At 64.3% G+C, this 18,154-nt stretch carries 16 protein-coding genes; 11 read left to right on the forward strand and 5 right to left on the reverse strand.

Annotated features, from left to right (window positions below):
- Positions 1-14: 14 nt before the first annotated feature.
- The 8 genes from AC0V2Y_RS02860 to AC0V2Y_RS02895 all read left to right on the forward strand — a co-directional run bounded on the left by AC0V2Y_RS02860 (position 15) and on the right by AC0V2Y_RS02895 (position 7,994).
- Complete coding sequence (locus AC0V2Y_RS02860; protein WP_475417242.1) at positions 15-2,444, forward strand: heavy metal translocating P-type ATPase; 2,430 nt, start codon at positions 15-17, stop codon at positions 2,442-2,444.
- Positions 2,445-2,446: 2 nt separating this feature from the next.
- On the forward strand, positions 2,447-2,623 hold the full coding sequence (gene ccoS, locus AC0V2Y_RS02865) for a cbb3-type cytochrome oxidase assembly protein CcoS (protein WP_046681774.1): 177 nt from the start codon (positions 2,447-2,449) through the stop codon (positions 2,621-2,623).
- Between the two features lie 229 nt (positions 2,624-2,852).
- Positions 2,853-4,280, forward strand: a complete 1,428-nt coding sequence (gene ccoN / locus AC0V2Y_RS02870) for a cytochrome-c oxidase, cbb3-type subunit I (protein ID WP_046681775.1) — start codon at positions 2,853-2,855, stop codon at positions 4,278-4,280.
- A gap of 15 nt (positions 4,281-4,295) precedes the next feature.
- The gene (gene ccoO / locus AC0V2Y_RS02875; protein WP_215410209.1) at positions 4,296-4,910 is read left to right on the forward strand and encodes a cytochrome-c oxidase, cbb3-type subunit II; all 615 of its coding nucleotides are present in this window, start codon (positions 4,296-4,298) and stop codon (positions 4,908-4,910) included.
- A 1-nt stretch (position 4,911) separates the two neighbouring features.
- On the forward strand, positions 4,912-5,115 hold the full coding sequence (locus AC0V2Y_RS02880; RefSeq protein WP_314624960.1) for a cbb3-type cytochrome c oxidase subunit 3: 204 nt from the start codon (positions 4,912-4,914) through the stop codon (positions 5,113-5,115).
- Positions 5,108-6,028, forward strand: a complete 921-nt coding sequence (gene ccoP / locus AC0V2Y_RS02885; RefSeq protein WP_475417243.1) for a cytochrome-c oxidase, cbb3-type subunit III — start codon at positions 5,108-5,110, stop codon at positions 6,026-6,028. Before AC0V2Y_RS02880 ends, ccoP begins: the two co-directional genes overlap by 8 nt.
- 4 nt (positions 6,029-6,032) lie before the next feature.
- Positions 6,033-7,415, forward strand: a complete 1,383-nt coding sequence (gene ccoG, locus AC0V2Y_RS02890; RefSeq protein ID WP_475417244.1) for a cytochrome c oxidase accessory protein CcoG — start codon at positions 6,033-6,035, stop codon at positions 7,413-7,415.
- Between the two features lie 54 nt (positions 7,416-7,469).
- Positions 7,470-7,994, forward strand: coding sequence for a FixH family protein (locus AC0V2Y_RS02895; protein WP_475417245.1), 525 nt, complete (start codon positions 7,470-7,472; stop codon positions 7,992-7,994).
- Positions 7,995-8,120: 126 nt separating this feature from the next.
- Here the strand turns inward: AC0V2Y_RS02895 and fnr are convergent, their stop codons facing one another.
- A complete protein-coding gene (fnr, locus tag AC0V2Y_RS02900; protein WP_475417246.1) occupies positions 8,121-8,879 on the reverse strand; it encodes a fumarate/nitrate reduction transcriptional regulator Fnr in 759 nt (252 codons plus the stop codon).
- A gap of 239 nt (positions 8,880-9,118) precedes the next feature.
- On the opposite strand from fnr, the gene AC0V2Y_RS02905 reads away from it, so the two are divergent.
- Positions 9,119-12,193, forward strand: coding sequence for a response regulator (locus AC0V2Y_RS02905; RefSeq protein ID WP_475417247.1), 3,075 nt, complete (start codon positions 9,119-9,121; stop codon positions 12,191-12,193).
- Positions 12,194-12,285: 92 nt separating this feature from the next.
- On the opposite strand, the gene AC0V2Y_RS02910 is transcribed toward AC0V2Y_RS02905, so the two are convergent.
- The 4 genes from AC0V2Y_RS02910 to modA are packed head-to-tail and all read right to left on the reverse strand — an operon-like array spanning position 12,286 to position 15,250.
- Positions 12,286-13,053, reverse strand: a complete 768-nt coding sequence (locus AC0V2Y_RS02910; RefSeq protein WP_475417251.1) for a TOBE domain-containing protein — start codon at positions 13,051-13,053, stop codon at positions 12,286-12,288.
- 40 nt (positions 13,054-13,093) lie between these two features.
- Positions 13,094-13,804, reverse strand: a complete 711-nt coding sequence (locus tag AC0V2Y_RS02915; RefSeq protein ID WP_326457877.1) for a sulfate/molybdate ABC transporter ATP-binding protein — start codon at positions 13,802-13,804, stop codon at positions 13,094-13,096.
- Positions 13,801-14,472 (reverse strand): molybdate ABC transporter permease subunit, encoded by a 672-nt coding sequence (gene modB, locus AC0V2Y_RS02920; RefSeq protein ID WP_046681783.1) that lies wholly within the window; start codon positions 14,470-14,472, stop codon positions 13,801-13,803. Before modB ends, AC0V2Y_RS02915 begins: the two co-directional genes overlap by 4 nt.
- Positions 14,473-14,491: 19 nt before the next feature.
- Positions 14,492-15,250, reverse strand: coding sequence for a molybdate ABC transporter substrate-binding protein (gene modA, locus AC0V2Y_RS02925; RefSeq protein ID WP_475417248.1), 759 nt, complete (start codon positions 15,248-15,250; stop codon positions 14,492-14,494).
- 137 nt (positions 15,251-15,387) lie between these two features.
- Between modA and AC0V2Y_RS02930 the strand changes: the two genes are divergently transcribed.
- Both AC0V2Y_RS02930 and AC0V2Y_RS02935 read left to right on the forward strand, forming a co-directional pair.
- Entirely contained in the window at positions 15,388-16,620 is a 1,233-nt protein-coding gene (locus AC0V2Y_RS02930) for a putative DNA modification/repair radical SAM protein (protein WP_475417249.1), read from the forward strand.
- Entirely contained in the window at positions 16,617-18,029 is a 1,413-nt protein-coding gene (locus tag AC0V2Y_RS02935; RefSeq protein ID WP_475417250.1) for a UdgX family uracil-DNA binding protein, read from the forward strand. Before AC0V2Y_RS02930 ends, AC0V2Y_RS02935 begins: the two co-directional genes overlap by 4 nt.
- Positions 18,030-18,154: the final 125 nt, after the last annotated feature.

Raw genomic sequence — 18,154 nt, forward strand, 5'->3', positions numbered from 1 at the left:
ATGAAAACAAACCTATGAATGCAGTTTTACAACCCTCCGCCTGCTTCCATTGCGGCTTGCCCGTCCCGGCCGGCTCCAGCTGGCTCGTCACCATCGACGACGTGCCGCGCGCCATGTGCTGCCCCGGCTGCGAAGCGGTGGCGCAAACCATCGTCGACATCGGCCAGAGCGCCTACTACCGCGACCGCGACGAATACGCCGTCAACGCGGCTGACGCCACCATGGTGCCGCCCGAACTGCGTTTGTACAGCAATGACGACGCGCAATTCGCGCGCGACGCCAGCAGCTGCGAAGCAACGCTCTCTGTCGAAGGCATCCGCTGCGCCGCCTGCGTCTGGCTGATCGAACGCCAGCTGACGCGTCTGCCCGGCGTGCAGGCGGCTAGCCTGAACGTCGCCACCGAGCGCCTGTACGTGCGCTGGAGCCGCGCGCAGTGCGAGCCGGGCGACATCCTGCAGGCCGTGCGGCAAGTCGGCTACACGGCCTATCCGTATGACGCCGTGCGCCATGGCGAGCGCCTGCAAAAGGCCAGCAAGACCCTGGGCCGCCAGCTGTTCGTGGCCGGCCTGTCGATGATGCAGGTGATGATGTACGTGGCGCCGTCCTACCTGGCGGCCGAGGACGGCACGCTGGACGAGAATATGGCCAGCCTGATGCGCTGGGCCAGCCTGCTCCTGACCTTGCCCGCCATCTGCTATTCGGCCATGCCGTTCTTCCAGGGCGCCTGGGCCAGCCTGCGCGCGCGCACCCTGGGCATGGACGTGCCCGTGGCGCTGGGCATCCTGGCGGCCTTCTTCGGCAGCGTGGTGGCGACGTTTACGGGCCGCGGCGAGGTGTATTACGACTCGGCCACGATGTTCATCTTCCTGCTGCTGTGCAGCCGCTATTTCGAGCTGCAGGCGCGCCGCAAGGCGGCTTCCGCGCTGGAACGGCTGCAGCATGCCTTGCCCCCGTCCGCCTCGCTGATGGCGGACTTCCCCGACAACCGCGCCACCACCCTGGTGCCGGCCGGCAGCCTGGCCGTCGGCGACATCATCCTGGTGAAACCGGGCGAGGCGATCGCCGCCGACAGCGTCATCATCGAAGGCACGAGCGCGCTCGATTTATCGCTGCTGACGGGCGAGAGCGCGGCGCAGCGCCGCAAGACGGGCGAGCGGGTGCCGGGCGGGGCCATCAACGCCAGCGCGGCATTGATCCTGCGCGTGCTGAAACCGGCGCGCGACAGCACCCTGTCGGACCTGTTGAAACTGATCGAACGGGCCGGCAGCGGCAAGCCGCAGATCGCGCAGTGGGCCGACAAGGTCGCCGCCTGGTTCGTGCTGGGCCTGCTGCTGTTTGCCGTCGCCGTGTTCGCCTTCTGGAGCTGGCACGACCCGTCGCAGGCGTGGCCCGTGGCCATCGCCGTGCTGGTCGTGTCCTGCCCCTGCGCGCTGTCTCTCGCCACGCCGACGGCGCTGGCGGCCGCCACCGACAGCCTGCTGCGGCGCGGCGTGCTGATCGTCCAGCCGCACGTGCTGGAAACCCTGCACCGCGCCACCCACATCGTCTTCGACAAGACGGGGACCTTGACCCTGGGCCGGCCCGTGCTGCGGCAGATCGAGGGCCTGGGCGGCATGGCGGAAGACGACTGCCTGCAGGTGGCCGCCGTGCTGGAAGCGGGCAGTGCCCATCCGCTGGCGCAGGCGATCCTGGCAGCAGCGGGAGAAACGCCGCGCATGCATGCGGAACAATTACAGGAAGTGCAGGGCCAGGGCCTGGAGGGCGTCGTCGACGGCGTGCGCTACCGCCTGGGCAATGCGGCCTTTGTCGCCGCCATCGCGGGGCCGCCGCTGGGCGACACGGCCGTCGGCATGCAGGGCATGACGCCGCTGTACCTGGGCACGCAGGGCCGGTGGCTGACGCGTTTCCTGCTCAGCGATGCGCTGCGCCCCGAGGCGCGCGACGTGGTCGCGTATTTCCAGCGGCGCGGCAAGCAGGTCGTGCTGCTGAGCGGCGACCAGGAAGCGCTGACGCAAAGCGTGGCGACGGAACTGGGCATCAACACGGCGTGCGGCGAATGCCTGCCCGATGAAAAGCTCGATTTCGTGCAGCAATTGCAGGCGACGGGCGCCGTCGTGGCGATGGTGGGCGACGGCATCAACGACGCCGCCGTGCTGAGCGGCGCCGACGTGTCCTTCGCCATGGGTTCCGGCGCCGCGCTGGCGCAGGCGCATGCGGACACGGTGCTGCTGTCGAGCCAATTGCTTTCCGTGCTCGACACGGCCAGGACGGCGGCGCGCAGCATGCGCATCATCCGCGAAAACCTGGGCTGGGCCACGCTGTACAATCTGACGGCCATCCCGGCCGCCGCGCTGGGCTTTTTGAACCCCTGGCTGTCCGGCGTCGGCATGGCTGCCAGCTCGGCGGTCGTCATCGCCAACGCCCTGCGCCTGCGGAAAGCCTGAACATGGAAGCACTGTATCTCCTCATCCCCTTGAGCGTCGTGGTCGTCTTTATCGCCCTGTGGGTGTATTTCACGGCTTCGGACAGCGGCCAGTTCGACGACCTCGTCGGACCGGGCCTGCGCGTGCTGCAGGACGACGATACGACGGTCAAGCCGGCGCCCGGCGAACCGCATCCCTGACCCCACCAGCCCGGCCGGCGTCCCGCACGCCATGGCCGGCGCGTCTGCTCCCTATGCCCTTTTTGCAGGGATCTTGTACGGCTTTTTTGACCGGAATATCACTTTATTTCGATGCCAGTTCGCTACGCTTATTTCATCCGGGGAATTTTGATCCACATCAAAGTTTTTTCGCGGTCAAACACTTACTCTCTGGCCACCATCATAAATAGTAATTCCAGGGAGAGTCTTTGTGGATCAATCGCTGAACTATAACTACAAGATCGTGAAGCAATTCGCGGTCGCTACTGTGGTATGGGGCATCATCGGCATGCTGGTTGGCGTTATCATCGCCGCTCAGCTGGCCTGGCCTGCCCTGAACCTCGACATACCATGGCTGACATACGGGCGTCTGCGTCCGCTGCACACGAATGCGGTGATTTTCGCCTTCGGCATCTGCGGCCTGTTCGCCACCTCGTACTACGTGGTGCAACGCACCTGCCAGGTGCGCCTGTTTTCCGACAAGCTGGCCGCCTTCACCTTCTGGGGCTGGCAAGCCGTGATCCTGTGCGCGGTCGTCAGCCTGCCCATGGGCCTGACCCGCGGCAAGGAATACGCCGAGCTGGAATGGCCTATCGCCATCCTCATCGCCGTCGTCTGGATCGCCTACGCCATCGTCTTCTTCGGCACCCTGATCAAGCGCAAGGTCAAGCACATCTACGTGGCCAACTGGTTCTTCGGCGCCTACATCCTGGCCGTGACGATCTTGCACGTGGTCAATGGCGCCGTCATGCCGGCCTCGTTCACCAAGTCGTATTCCGCCTATGCGGGCGTGCAGGACGCCATGATCCAGTGGTGGTACGGCCATAACGCGGTGGGCTTCATCCTGACCGCCGGCTACCTGGGCATGGTCTACTACTTCATCCCGAAACAGGCCGAGCGCCCCGTGTACTCGTACCGTTTGTCGATCGTCCACTTCTGGGCGCTGATCTTCACCTACATGTGGGCGGGCCCGCATCACCTGCACTACACGGCCTTGCCTGACTGGACGCAATCGATCGGCATGGTCTTCTCGCTGGTCCTGCTGGCACCAAGCTGGGGCGGCATGATCAACGGCATCATGACCCTGTCGGGCGCCTGGCACAAGCTGCGCACCGACCCGATCCTGAAATTCATGATCGTCTCGCTGTCGTTCTACGGCATCGCCACCTTCGAAGGTCCGATGATGTCGATCAAGACCATCAACTCGCTGTCGCACTACACCGACTGGACCGTTGCCCACGTGCATGCGGGCGCCCTGGGCTGGGTGGGCTTCATCACCATGGGTTCGATCTACTACCTGCTGCCGCGCCTGGCGGGCCGCACGCAGATGCACAGCACGCGCCTGGTCGACGTGCACTTCTGGGTAGCCACCATCGGCATCGTGCTGTACATCGCCGCAATGTGGATCGCCGGCGTGATGCAGGGCCTGATGTGGCGCGCGGTCAATCCGGACGGCACCCTGACCTACACCTTTGTCGAGAGCGTGAAAGCGACGTATCCGTACTACGTGGTGCGCGTGGCCGGTGGCCTGCTGTACCTGTCGGGTATGTGCATCATGGGCTACAACACCTGGATGACCTTGCGCGGCAGCAAACTCCCCGTCGCCCGCATTCCGGAACTGAACGCGGCGCACGCCTGATAGGAGCAAAAGCAAATGAAATTTTCACATGCATGGATTGAGAGAAACCCCTGGCTGCTGATCGCCCTGGTCACGGTGGTGATCAGCATCGGCGGCGCCGTCGAGATCGTTCCCTTGTTCTTCCAGAAGAGCACGACGGAGCCCGTCGCCGGCCTGAAGCCGTATTCGCCGCTGCGCCTGGCGGGCCGCGACATCTACGTGCGCGAAGGCTGCTACAACTGCCATTCGCAGATGGTGCGTCCGCTGCGCGCGGAAACGGAACGCTACGGCCACTATTCGGTCGCCGGCGAGTTCGTCTACGATCGTCCGTTCCAGTGGGGTTCCAAGCGCACGGGTCCCGACCTGGCCCGCGTGGGCGCCCGCTACAGCGACGAATGGCACCGCACGCACTTGAACAACCCGCGCGACGTGGTGCCCGAGTCGAACATGCCGGCCTACCCCTGGCTGGCGAAGACCAAGCTGGTGCCTGACGACATCATGCCGAAGATGCGCGCCCTGCAACGCCTGGGCCAGCCGTACAGCGACGCGGAAATCGCCGCCGGCCCCGCGCAGCTGCAGGACAAGACGGAAGAAGACGCCCTGGTCGCCTATCTGCAAGGCCTCGGTACATTAATCAAAACAAGGAATTAGCATGGCAATCGAAAACCTGTTTGACAGCGCCAGCAGCGTCATGACGGTGGTTTCCTTTACGACGTTCGTGGGCATCCTGTGGTGGACGTTCAGCCGCAGCAATAGCGACTTCGACGCGGCGGCGCGCCTGCCGTTCGCCGACGACGCGCTCGACTATCCGGCCGAGGCCGAAATGAACCTGGCGAAGGAGCGCAACCATGGCTGACTTTACCAATGGCTTCTGGAATATCTATGTCATCGTGCTGTCCCTGCTGGGCATCATCGGCTGCGGCGTGCTGCTGTACTCGCAGTCGAAAGTGAAAGTGGCCGCCGGCGCCCCCGCCGACGGCACCACGGGCCACGTGTGGGACGAGGACTTGAAGGAACTCAATACGCCGATGCCGCGCTGGTGGATGTGGCTGTTCTACATCACCATCGTCTTCGCGCTGGCCTACCTGTTCCTGTATCCGGGCCTGGGCAACTATGCCGGCAGCCTGGGCTGGAAATCGACGGGCCAGTACGAGGAAGAGCTGAAGAAGGCGGAAGCCGACTACGGTCCCCTGTTCAACAAGTACCTGAGCCAGGACTTGAAGACGGTGGCGGCCGATCCGCAGGCGCAAGCCATCGGCCAGCGTTTGTTCCTGACCTACTGCGCGCAATGCCACGGTTCGGATGCGCGCGGCAACAAGGGCTTCCCCAACCTGACGGACAAGGACTGGCTGTATGGCGGCGAACCCGACATCATCAAGACCACCATCCTGCACGGCCGCAATGGGCAAATGCCGCCGATGGGCGCCGCGCTGGGCTCCGAAAAGGATGTCGAGAACGTGGCCCATTACGTGCTGAGCCTGTCCGGTTCCACCTCGGACCCCGTCAAGTCCGTGTTGGGCAAGGCCAAGTTTGGCGCCTGCATGGCCTGTCACGGCGCCGATGCGAAGGGCAACCAGATGCTCGGTGCGCCTAACCTGACGGACAAGGTGTGGTTGTACGGCGGCAGCGCCGATACCATCATGGAAACCGTGCGCAAGGGACGCAGCAACACCATGCCGGCCTTCAGCGATTTCCTCGGCGAATCCAAGGTACACGTGCTGTCGGCGTATGTCTGGAGCCTGTCGAATCCCCAGACGCCCGTGAAATGATGTAATGGAACCTCAAGTCATCAAGATGTATGCGGCCCGCGAGCAAATCTACCCTCGCGAGGCCAAAGGACGCTACGCTACCTGGCGATGGGTATGCGTATGGCTTACCCAGCTCGCGTTCTACGGCTTGCCGTGGTTGACCTGGAATGGCAGGCAAGCCCTGCTGTTCGATTTGACCACGCGCAAGTTCTACATTTTCGGCGTCGTGCTGTGGCCCCAGGATTTCATCTATCTGGCGGCCCTGCTGATCATCTGTGCGTATTTGTTGTTCCTCGTCACGGCCATTGCCGGGCGGGTATGGTGCGGCTTTTCTTGCCCGCAAACGGTATACACGGAAATCTTCCTGTGGGTCGAACGCCGCATCGAGGGCACGCGCAGCGCGCGCATGGCCCTCGACAGGCAGGGTCCCTCCGTGCGCAAGGCATTCAAGAAGACGGCCAAGCACCTGGTCTGGGGCGCCATCGCCCTGTGGACGGGCTTTACCTTTGTCGGCTACTTCACGCCGATCAAGGAACTGGCGCGCGAGGTGACCACCCTCAATTTCGGTCCCTGGGAATGGTTCTGGGTCTTGTTCTACAGCCTGGCAACCTACGGCAACGCAGGCTGGCTGCGCGAGCAGGTGTGCAAATACATGTGCCCCTACGCGCGCTTCCAGAGCGCCATGTTCGACCAGGACACGCTGATCATCACCTACGATGCCAAGCGCGGAGAACCACGCGGCGCCATGAGCAAGAAGGCTGGCAACAACGACAAGCTGGGCGACTGCATCGACTGCACCCTGTGCGTGCAGGTGTGTCCGACCGGCATCGATATCCGCAACGGCCTGCAGTATGAATGCATCGGCTGCGCCGCCTGCGTCGATGCCTGCAATACCGTGATGGACAAGGTCGAACGGCCGCGTGGCCTGATACGCTACAGCACCGACCATGCGATGGAAAACAACTTCAATTCGAAGCAGATCCGCCAGCGCGCCATGCGCCCGCGCGTGCTGATCTACACGTCCATCCTGGCCCTGATCATCATCGCCGTGTGTACTTCGCTGGCCCTGCGCACGCCCCTGAAAATGGACGTGATCCGCGACCGCGGTTCGATGGGACGCGAAGTGGAAGACGGCATGATCGAAAACGTCTACCGCCTGCAGATCATGAACACCTCCGAGCAAAGCCAGCATTTCAAAATCAGCGCATCCGGCTTGCCGGGCCTGACCTTGCTGACACGCGAGGAAGTGACGTTGCAGCCGACGGAAACGCTGGGCTGGCCGATCCGCCTGCGCGTGCCGCACGGCGTCGGCGAGAAGGGTTCGAACAAGATTGCAATCGAATTGCACTCGCTGGACGACCCGTCGCTGCACGTGCGCGAAAGCGCGGTCTTCATCGTGCCGCGCTAATGCAGGAAGGCCGGTCCCCGCATGGGGGCCGGCCATTTACACAGGAGAAATAGCATGTCCGACAGTCTGAAACTGCAAGCCCCCGTTGCCCCGTGGTACAAGCACCGCTGGCCATGGCTGCTGATGATCGGTCCCGGCCTGTCCGTGGTCGTCGGCAGCTTCATGGGTTATATCGCGTTTACACAACCCGATGCGCTGGTGGTGGGCGACTATTACAAGCAGGGCAAGGCCATCAACCAGGATTTGAAGCGCGACACGATCGCCAGCGACCTGGCCATGGATACGACCCTGGCGTATGACGTCGCCGCAGCGCGCCTGAGCGGTTCCGTGCACAGCTTCGGCAAGGCGTACCAGAGGCCTTTGCTGCTGCACCTGGCGCATGCGACCCTGCCGGAAAAGGATATCAAGCTGCTGGTGCAGCCCGATGCTGCCGGCAATTTTTCCGTGGCGCTGCCGATGCTCGAACGCAGCCGCTGGCAGGTGCTGGTGGAAAACGACAAGCGCGAGTGGCGCCTGTCCGGTATCTGGACCTGGCCGCTGCAACGCAGCATCGCGCTGCACGCGGATGAAGAGCTATAACGTACAGCGCCGGGAAAAAACCGTAGCGAGCGGCAGTGATTTGTGGCTGAGAAGCGCAGCTGTGCTAGAGCACAGCGAGCATCGCAGGCCGCAAAGCGCGACGCGCAGTAGGTTTTGACGGTGCTGTTATTTGCAGACGTCCGTGCCGGCCGTAATGGCCTTCAATTTCGCCGGCTGCAGGATCTCGATCTCTCGGTTGGAGACGCGCAGCCAGCCTTCCTTCTTGAATTTCGACAATAAACGGCTGACGCTTTCGATGGTCAGGCCCAGGTAGTTGCCGATTTCCTCGCGCGACATGCGCAACTGGAATTTACTGCTCGAATAGCCGCGCGCTTCATAGCGCGACGCCAGGTTGACGATGAAGGCGGCAAAGCGCTGCGTCGCCTGCATATTGCCCAGCAACAGCATCACGCTTTGCTCGCGCGTGATTTCCTGGCTCATCATGCGGTGGAAATGGCGCAGCAGGGTCGGCATGTTGCCCAGCAATTGTTCCAGGCTGGAAAACGGGATTTCACACACTTCGCTGTCTTCCAGGGCCACCGCATTACAGTGGTGGCGGTCGGCGCTGATGGCGTCCATGCCCAGCAGTTCGCCAGCCATCTGGAAACCCGTCACCTGCTCTTCGCCGCCCGGATTGATCTGGTAGGTCTTGAAGTGGCCCAGGCGGATCGCGTACAGGTTCTGGAACGAGTCGCCGATGCGGAACAGCGAGGCGCCGCGCACGATCTTGCGGCGGCGGCCGATGATCTGGTCCAGCCTGTCCATGTCGCCCACATCGAGGCCCATCGGCAGGCACAATTGATGCATGCTGCAGGTCGAGCATCGCGCACGCAACGCTTCCACGGTCACTGTGGGCAAGGTTGGAGTGAGTAGCGCTTCAGTCATGTCGGTACCTTTTAGAAAATGCAACAACAAGTTTACTGCATACAGGGTTGCCGTGTGCCAATTTCACCGCAATTTCACCGAATAAACGACGTCCCGCCTTTAATTATATGGCAACATCGTCAAAAGCCCATGCGGAGAGGGCAATTTGCGTGGCGGCGCTTGCCAAGCTGGGGTATTGATAGGAAAATTCCTGACAGCATTATTTGCCGCCTGTGCCGCCCGGTACTGAAAAGGAAATCATGAAGCCTCTCGGCATCAAAGCAAAAGTCGCGCTGGCCACCAGCCTGACCTCGATCGCCATGATCGCGCTGGTCACCATGATCCAGGTGCAGCACATGCGCGACGATTTCACCCGGGTACTGCTGAGCCAGCAGTCGTCCCTGATCAGCCGCACCGCCGCCGAGCTCGACGACAAGCTGGGGATGCTGCTGCAGATCGTCACCCTGACGGCCCGGCAGCAGCCGCCGGAACTGATCGCCCAGCCCGCCCAATTGCGCGAATACTATTCGCGCCGCTCGATGCTGGTGCTGTTCGACGACGTGCTGGTGCTCGACGCGCACGGCGCCGTCGTGGCCGACATGCCAGAAGTGGCGGGGCGCGCCGGCATCAACGTCGCCGAGCGCGAGTATTTCCAGACCGTGCTGCGCACGCGCCAGCCCATGATCACCGAGCCGATGCTGGGCAAATCGAGCGGCATGCCCATCGTGCAGATGGTGGCGCCCGTGCTGGCCGCCGACGGCCAGGTGGCCGGCGTGGTGATCGGCGTGCTGCGCCTGTACAAGGACAACCTGCTGGGGCGCTTGCGCTCGGAAAAGATCGGCAAGAGCGGCTATTACTTCATCCTCACGCGCGGCGCCGTGCCGCGCTACGTGCTGCACCCCGATACCAGCCGTTTGCTGCAGCCGCGCCTGCCGAACGCCAACCTGACGACCACCCAGCTGCTGAAGGACGATGGCGAAGGCAGCATGGTCAGCACCAACAGCCGCGGCATCACGGCCGTCAACAGCTTCAAGCGCCTGAAATCGGTGAACTGGCTGCTGGCCGCCTCGCTGCCCCTCGACGACGCCTTCGAACCGTTCGACGGCGTGCTGTACCGGCTGGTGCTGTGGAGCATCCTCGCCTCGCTGCTGGCCGCAGCCGTGCTGGGCTGGGTCACCGTGCGCCTGCTCTCGCCCCTGGTGCGCCTGCGCGACACCCTGCAGGCGCTGCGCACCAGCGGCAGCCGTTTCACTCCCGTTCCCGTGCAGCAGCGCGACGAGATCGGCGAACTGACGGAAGCCTTCAACGGCCTGATGAGCGAGCGCGACCGCCTGCAGCAGGAACTCGAATCGCGCGCGGCGGAGCTGGAACAGGAGCGCGACCGGGCCGAGGCGGCCAACCGTGCGAAGAGCGATTTCGTGGCCAACATGAGCCATGAAATCCGCACGCCCCTCAATGCCGTGCTGGGCATGGTGTATTTGCTGGGCAATACCAAGCTCGATACGGAACAGCGCAAGTACCTGACCATGGTGCGCGTGGCGGGCCAGTCGCTGCTGGGCATCCTCAACGACGTGCTCGACTATTCGAAGATCGAGGCGCGCCGCATGGAATTGTCGCCCGTCGAATTCGACCTCGACGAAGTCATGAACACGCTGGCCACGACCATGACCATGAATGCGGGTGAAAAGGAGCTGGAACTGGCCATTGCCGTCGAGCCCGACGTGCCGCGCCGCCTCGTGGGCGACGCCCAGCGGCTGCAGCAAATCCTCGTCAACCTGGCCGGCAACGCCATCAAGTTTACCGAGAGCGGCGAAGTGGTGGTGGCCGTCAGCCTGGCCGAGAAAGAAAACGGCCGCGCCTGGCTGCGCTTCGAAGTGCGCGACACGGGCATCGGCATGACGCAGCTGCAGCAACAGCAGCTGTTTGCCGCCTTTTCGCAGGGCGACCAGAGCATCACGCGGCGCTTCGGCGGCACGGGCCTGGGCCTGGCCATCAGCAAGCAGCTGATCCACATGATGGGCGGCGACATCGCCGTCGCCAGCAACGAAGGCAAGGGCAGCCGCTTCTGGTTCAGCGTGCCGTTCGAGATGCTGGCGCAGCCGGCCGAAACGCGGCGCACGCCCACCCTGGGCCAGCTGCGCCTGCTGGTGGCCGACGACAACCGCACCACGCGCGAACTGATCGTCAAGCTGATCGAGGCATGGGGCTGGCTGGCCGACGAAGTGGACTCCGGCTTTGCCGCCATCGAACTGTACCGCGAACGCCTGGCGCAGCAGCAACCGTACGACGTGGTGCTGGCCGACTGGCACATGCCCGTGATGGACGGCCTGGCCACGGCCAAGGCCATCCGCCAGGCGGCGGCCGGCCAGCGCCAGCCCATCGTGGTGATGGTCAACGCCTTCGCCCGCAACCACCTGGAAGAAATCTCCAGCGCGGCCGAGGCCGATGTCGTGCTGATGAAGCCGATCACGGGCTCGAGCCTGTTCGATGCCCTGCACCAGGCGCTGATTGCCAAGCACGACGGCGGCGAGCAGCGCATCCTGCACCAGCCGCTGGGCACGGAACTGGCCGGCGTGCATTTCCTGCTGGTGGAGGACAACCACCTGAACCAGGCCGTGGCGCGCGGCATCCTCGAACACATGGGCGCCACCCTGGACGTGGTGGGCGACGGCTTGCAAGCCGTGGAACGGCTGCGCACGGAAGCGCTGCGCTACGACATCGTGCTGATGGACATGCAGATGCCCGTCATGGACGGTTTCAGCGCCACCCACATCATCCGCACGGAACTGCGCTTGAGCCTGCCCGTGATCGCCATGACGGCCGGCGTGCTGGCGTCCGAGCGCGAGCGCTGCATGACGGCCGGCATCAGCGATTTCATCGCCAAGCCCGTGGTGGTGGAAGAGATGATGGAAGTCATCCTGCGCCACCTGCCCAAGCGCCCGCCAGTGCAGACGGCCGGGCCGGCGCCCGTCGCCGATGAGGAAGTGTTTTCCATGGCGCCGCTGATGCGCGTGATGGGGCGCGACGCGAAGGGGCGCGGCGTGCTGCGGCGCATGGTGGAAGACGCGCTGAACAAGGGCATGACGCCCATGCGCGACGCCGAAACAGCCTTGCAGGCAGGCCGCCACAGCGACGTGGCGCGCATCCTGCACAGCGTGCGCGGCTCCGTCGGCACCCTGGGCACGAAACGCCTGATCCGCGCCGCCTTCGCCACCGAGGAAGCCATCGACGCGGGCCGCCTCGACGAAGTGCCGGCACTGCTGGCGCAGACGGCGCAGGAACTGGAATTGGCGCTGACGGCGGCGGCGGATTGGTTATCCAGGCTGAAGGATTAAGCCTGCAACGTAAAACCGGGGTCTGACCCGCCGGGTCTGACCCCGGAACCTTGTCGGATTACGCGCTTGCGCGCTAATCCGACCTACCCCATTTACGCCGGCACGCCCAGAATCACGCTGGACGCCTTGAAAATCGCCGTCACATTGCTGCCGATCTCGATGCCCAGCTCGGTGCTGCTCTGATTGGTGATGATGGCGGCGATGGTGCCGCCGCGCGGCAAGTCCAGCACCACTTCCGTGTTGACGGCACCCGTCTGCACGCGCGTCACCACCCCGGTCAATTGATTGCGCGCGGAGAAGCGCGCGCCTGCGCTGTCGGCCACGAGGATGATCGACGACGCCTTGATCAGCGCAAACGCTTCCGCGCCCGGCACCAGGCCCAGGCTTGCGCTGCTGCCCTGCGTGACGATGGCAACGATGTGCTGGCCACCGGGCAATTCCAAGGTGACTTCGTCGTTGACGGCACCCTGTTTCAGTTCGGCCACCTTGCCGAGGAATTGATTGCGTGCCGTGGTTTTCATGGCCATTCTCCGTATGAGTAAAAGATCGTCGGCGATGCCTTCGGCCTGGCTGCCCAGCTGGCGCAGGTAGCGGGCATGCTCGCGCTCGATGATGCGGAAATTGTCGACCAGCTGGCGTCCCCGTTGCGTGAGCCGCGTGCCGCCGCCGCCCTTGCCGCCCGCCAGGCGCTCGACCAGCGGCTCGCCCGCCAGATTGTTCATCGCGTCGATGGCGTCCCAGGCCGCCTTGTAGCTCATCTTCACAAGCTTGGCCGCCTGCGTGATGGAACCGCACTCGGCGATGGCGCCCAGCAATTCCACCCTGCCGGCGCCGCCCAGGTGCTCGCCGCCCACCGTCATCCATACCGAGCCTTGCAGGCCGATTTCCGCTGCCGCTGATTTATCCAATGCGTTCACCCAATGCCATGTGTTCTTCCCTGTTATCAATCTGTCCGTCGCGCAAGTACAGCACATGCTCGCCCAGGATGCGCGCATCTTCCGGATCATGGGTGATCAGGATCATGGGCACGTCCAGGCGCTGCTGCCACTGGCTCAGTTCCAGGCGCATTTTGACACGCAGGGCCGGATCGAGGGCGGCGAACGGCTCGTCGAGCAGCAGGGCATTCGGTTCGGCCACGAGCGCCCTCGCCAGCGCCACCCGTTGGCGCTGGCCTCCGGACAACTCGTCGGGGAACTGGTGCGCCAGTTCCTGCAAGTGAAACGCGTCGAGCCAATGCTCGACCTTCTGCAATTTCTCGCGCGCGCGGGGATTGAACCAGCCGCGCGCCAGGCCGAAGCCCACGTTCTGGCGCACCGTCAGGTGCGGAAACAGCGCGTAATCCTGGAACAGGTAGGCGACATTGCGCTGCTGCGGCGGCAAGTTGATGCCGGCGGCCGAATCGAACAAGGTGCGCCCGTTCAGGCGGATATGGCCCGCGTCCGGTGTAAACAGTCCGGCAATGGCTTTCAAGGTCATGCTCTTGCCGGCGCCGGAGGGGCCATACATGGCGATGCGCTGGCTGCCGGAGGTGCATTGCACCTGCAGGTCGAAGCGGCGTTTGCCAGAGCGCAAGGTGGCGCGAATGTCGAGGTCGAGTTGCATAGCGGTCATTTATGAGCGATGCGCCCGGGCGCCAGGCGGCCAGCCGACAGCAGCACCACGATGCAGACGGCGGAGGTGATCAGCACGAGGGTGTTGGCCACGTCGTCCTGGCCCGCCTGCACGGCCTCGTACACGGCGACGGATAAGGTCTGCGTCTTGCCGGGGATGCTGCCGGCCACCATCAGGGTGGCGCCGAATTCGCCGAGCGCGCGCACGAATCCCAGCAGCACGCCGGCGAGGATGCCGCGCCACGCCAGCGGCAAGGTGACGCGGAAGAAAATCGCCAGCTCCGAGATGCCCAGCACGCGAGCCGCCTGCTCGAGCTGGCCGTCGACGGCTTCGAAGGCGGCGCGCGCGGGCTTGAAGACGAGGGGAAAGGCGACGACGGTGGAGGCGATCACGGCGCCCTGCCATGTAAAGATCAGGTTGATGCCGAAGTTGTCCTGCAACCAGATGCCCAGGGTGCCGCGCCGCCCCAGCAGCACCAGCAGGTAATAGCCAAGCACGGTGGGCGGCATCACCATCGGCAGGGTCAACAGGGCGTCGAGCAGCTCGCGCCCGGGAAAACGCGTACGCGCCAGCAGATAGCCCGTACCGATGCCGAGCAACAAATTGAGCGCCGTGGCCCAGGCCGCAACTTTCAGCGACAGGGCCAGCGCGGTCCAGGCGATATCCATGCGGGCGCTTACCTAAAAATCAGGGCTTTTTAAAACCGTATTTGGCCAGGATGGCTTGCGCCGGCGCCGTTTGCAGGTAGCTGACGAAGCGCTTCGCTTCGGCGGCATTGCCGCTGCCCTTGATGGTGGCGATCGGGTACAGCACGGGCGCGTCGAGCGGCACCTCCAGCACCACGTTCACTTTATCCTTCATGATGGCCGCGTCGGTGGCGTAGACAAAGCCCGCATCGACTTCGCCGCGCGCCACGTAATCGAGCGACTGGCGCACGTTCTGCGTGCCGATGGCTTTCGGCTGCACGGCGTCCCACAGATTCGCCTTCTTCAGCGCGCCTTCCGAATAGCGGCCGACGGGCACGCTGGCCGGGTTGGCGATGGCCACGCGGGTCACGCCCTTGTGCGTCAGGTCGGCCAAAGCCTTGATGCCCAGCTTGCTGTCGTGCGGCACGATCAGCACCAGGCTGTTGCCGACGAAATCCATGCGGTCGGCCGGCAAGACGAGGCCCTGCTTTTGCGCCGCATCCATGGTTTCCTGGTCGGCCGAGGCAAACACGTCGACGGGCGCGCCCTTGACGATCTGTTGCAGCAGCACGCCCGAGGCGGCAAAGTTCAAGGACACCTTGCTGCCTGGATACTGCGCCTCATAGCTCTGCGCCGCATCCTTGAACGCATTCGTCAGGCTGGCCGCGGCCGACACCACCACTTCGCCGGCAAGGGCGGAGGTAGCGGCGGTGGCGAGAAGAGCGGTGCCAAGCAGGTGGGCGAGGGAGGTGAGGCGCATGATCATATCCTTGATGAGAAGAGAACCAGGCCCGTAATATACACCGATATATAGCGTTCTGCCATTGCACAGATCAAGCCGGCAGCAGGCCGATTCCCTGATATACTGTATATAAACACAGTATATCGAGGTGAGCCATGGAATTGACGGACAAGCTGGAAATCCTGGCCGATGCGGCCAAGTACGATGCGTCCTGCGCCAGCAGCGGCGCGCCGAAGCGCGATTCCATCGGCAAGGACGGCTTTGGCGCCACCTCGGGCATGGGCATTTGCCACAGCTACACGCCGGACGGGCGCTGCGTCTCGCTGCTGAAGATACTGTTGACGAATTACTGCCTGTACGATTGCCAGTACTGCGTCAACCGCCGTACCTCGAACGTGCCGCGCGCGCGCTTTACGGTGGCCGAAGTGGTGAAACTGACCAGCGACTTTTACCTGCGCAACTACATCGACGGCCTGTTCCTCAGTTCCGGCATCATCCGCTCGGCCGACTACACGATGGAGCAACTGGTGCAGGTGGCGCGCGAGTTGCGCGAGGTGCACCAGTTCCGCGGCTACATCCACCTGAAAACCATCCCCGACGCCGACCCGGCCCTGATCGCGCAGGCGGGCCGCTATGCCGACCGGCTCAGCGTCAATATCGAACTGCCGACGCAGGACAGCGTGCAGAAGCTGGCACCGGAAAAGAGCGTGCACACGATCAAGCTGGCCATGGGCGCCATCCGCCGCAAGCTCGATGAAAAGGCGGAAGAACCGCGCTCGCCCCGCTTCGCGCCGGCCGGGCAAAGCACGCAAATGATCGTCGGCGCCGACGCCAGCGACGACCAGCAGATCCTCGCCACGGCCGAAACCCTGTACGGCAGCTATAAACTCAAGCGCGTGTACTACTCGGCCTTCAGCCCGATCCCCGACAGTCCGAAAAGCGTGCCGCTGGCGCCGCCGCCCATGCTGCGCGAACACCGGCTGTACCAGGCCGATTTCTTGCTGCGCAGCTATGGTTTCCAGGCCAACGAACTGCTGCCCGCCAGCGGCGGCAACCTGGCGCTCGACATCGATCCGAAACTGGCGTGGGCGCTGGCGCACCGCGAACATTTTCCGCTGGACTTGAACCGCGCGGCGCAGCACATGATCGCGCGCGTGCCCGGCATCGGCCTGCGCAACGCGCAGCGCATCGTCGACCTGCGCCGTTTGCGCCAGGTGCGCTATGCCGACCTGTCGCGCCTGCGCTGCAGCATGAAAAAGATTTCTCCGTTCATCATCACGGCCGACTACTTTCCCGCGCGCGACACGACCGCCTCGGAACACCTGCGCCGCGCCATGGCGGACGCACCGCAGCAATTGAACTTATGGCCGGAGCTGCAGGCAGCATGAGTACGTTCGTGCGGCTGGCGCAATCGTTCGACGAGTGGCGCGCAGCGGCACGCGAACTGATCGCGCGCGGCGTGCCGCCTGCCGACGTGGCCTGGCAATCGCAGCCCGGCGAGGGCGACCTGTTTTCTTCCACGCCAGAGGCCACGGATACCGGCGCGCCACCGCTGCGCCTGCCCCGCCAGCTGGTGGAACTGCTGGAGAGCGCCGCCTGTTTCAACGTGCATGACCGCTGGGCCTTCCTGTATCAGGTGCTGTGGCGCTGGCAGCAGGGCCAGCACGACGTGGTGTCCCCGGCCGACGCGGACGGCGCGCGCCTGCACGTCATGGTCAAGGCCGTGCACCGCGAGGAGCACGACATGCATGCCTACGTGCGCTTCCGCGAGCGGCCGGAAAGTGACGGCGCCCCCCGCTTCGTGGCCTGGTTCGAACCCACGCACGCGGTGCTGCCGCAAGTGGCGCGCCACTTCGCGCGCCGCATGGGCTCCATCAGCTGGATGATCGCCACGCCCGGCGCCAGCATGCTGTGGGATGGCGCCACCTTACACGCGGGACCGGCCCTGCTGCGCGGCGCGGCCGACATCGACGACGCGGGCGAAGCCCTGTGGCTGACGTATTACCGCAGCATCTTCAATCCGGCCCGCGTGAATGCTGACTTGCTGCACAGCCATATCCCCTCGCGCTTCTGGAAAAACCTGCCCGAAGGCGCCATCGTGCCCGCCATGCTGAGCGGCGCCGCCAACGGCGAGCGCCGCACGGGCCAGACCGCCAGCGTGGGACAGCGCCAGGGTGCCGCCATGATCCCGATCAGCGCAGAACGGGCCCAGCCGGTGCGCGAGATCGCCACGACGCTGGAGCAGTGCCGCCGCTGCCCATTGTGGCAGCACGCCACGCAAGCCGTGCCCGGCACAGGCCCGCACACCGCCCGCATCATGCTCGTCGGGGAACAACCGGGCGACCAGGAAGACCTGGCCGGACTGCCGTTCGTCGGCCCGGCCGGTGCGCTGCTGGATCAGGCCATGCAGGAAGCGGGCATGGCGCGCGACAGCATCTATCTGACCAATGCCGTCAAGCATTTCAAGTGGGAACCGCGCGGCAAGCGCCGCCTGCACAAAACCCCGGCCCAAGGCGAGATCCTCGCCTGCCGCGGCTGGCTGGAGGAAGAACTACGAAGCGTGCAACCGCAGGTGATCGTGGCACTGGGCAGCACGGCATTGAAAGCCGTGCTGCAGGATGGCGCGGCCAGCATGACGCCGCTGATCGGCACGCCCATCGAACATGAAGGGCGCTGGGTGGTGACCGTGTATCACCCGTCATATGTGCTGCGCGCACGGGACGAAGAAAGCCGGCGCCAGGCCTACGCGGTGATCGTCGATGGCTTACGGCAGGCGCAGAAGTTGCTGAAAGGCTAGTCAGAGGCGACGTCATCGCTTGCGGGTGGCGCCTGCGATGTCGTAAAGGCGATCGGATCGTCGAGACTAAAGCCCGGCGCCATTTACCAAGCGCGTTGTGCCCCCGCATGTGGCAGAAAATGACT

This window comes from Janthinobacterium sp. BHSEK, assembly GCF_056174685.1.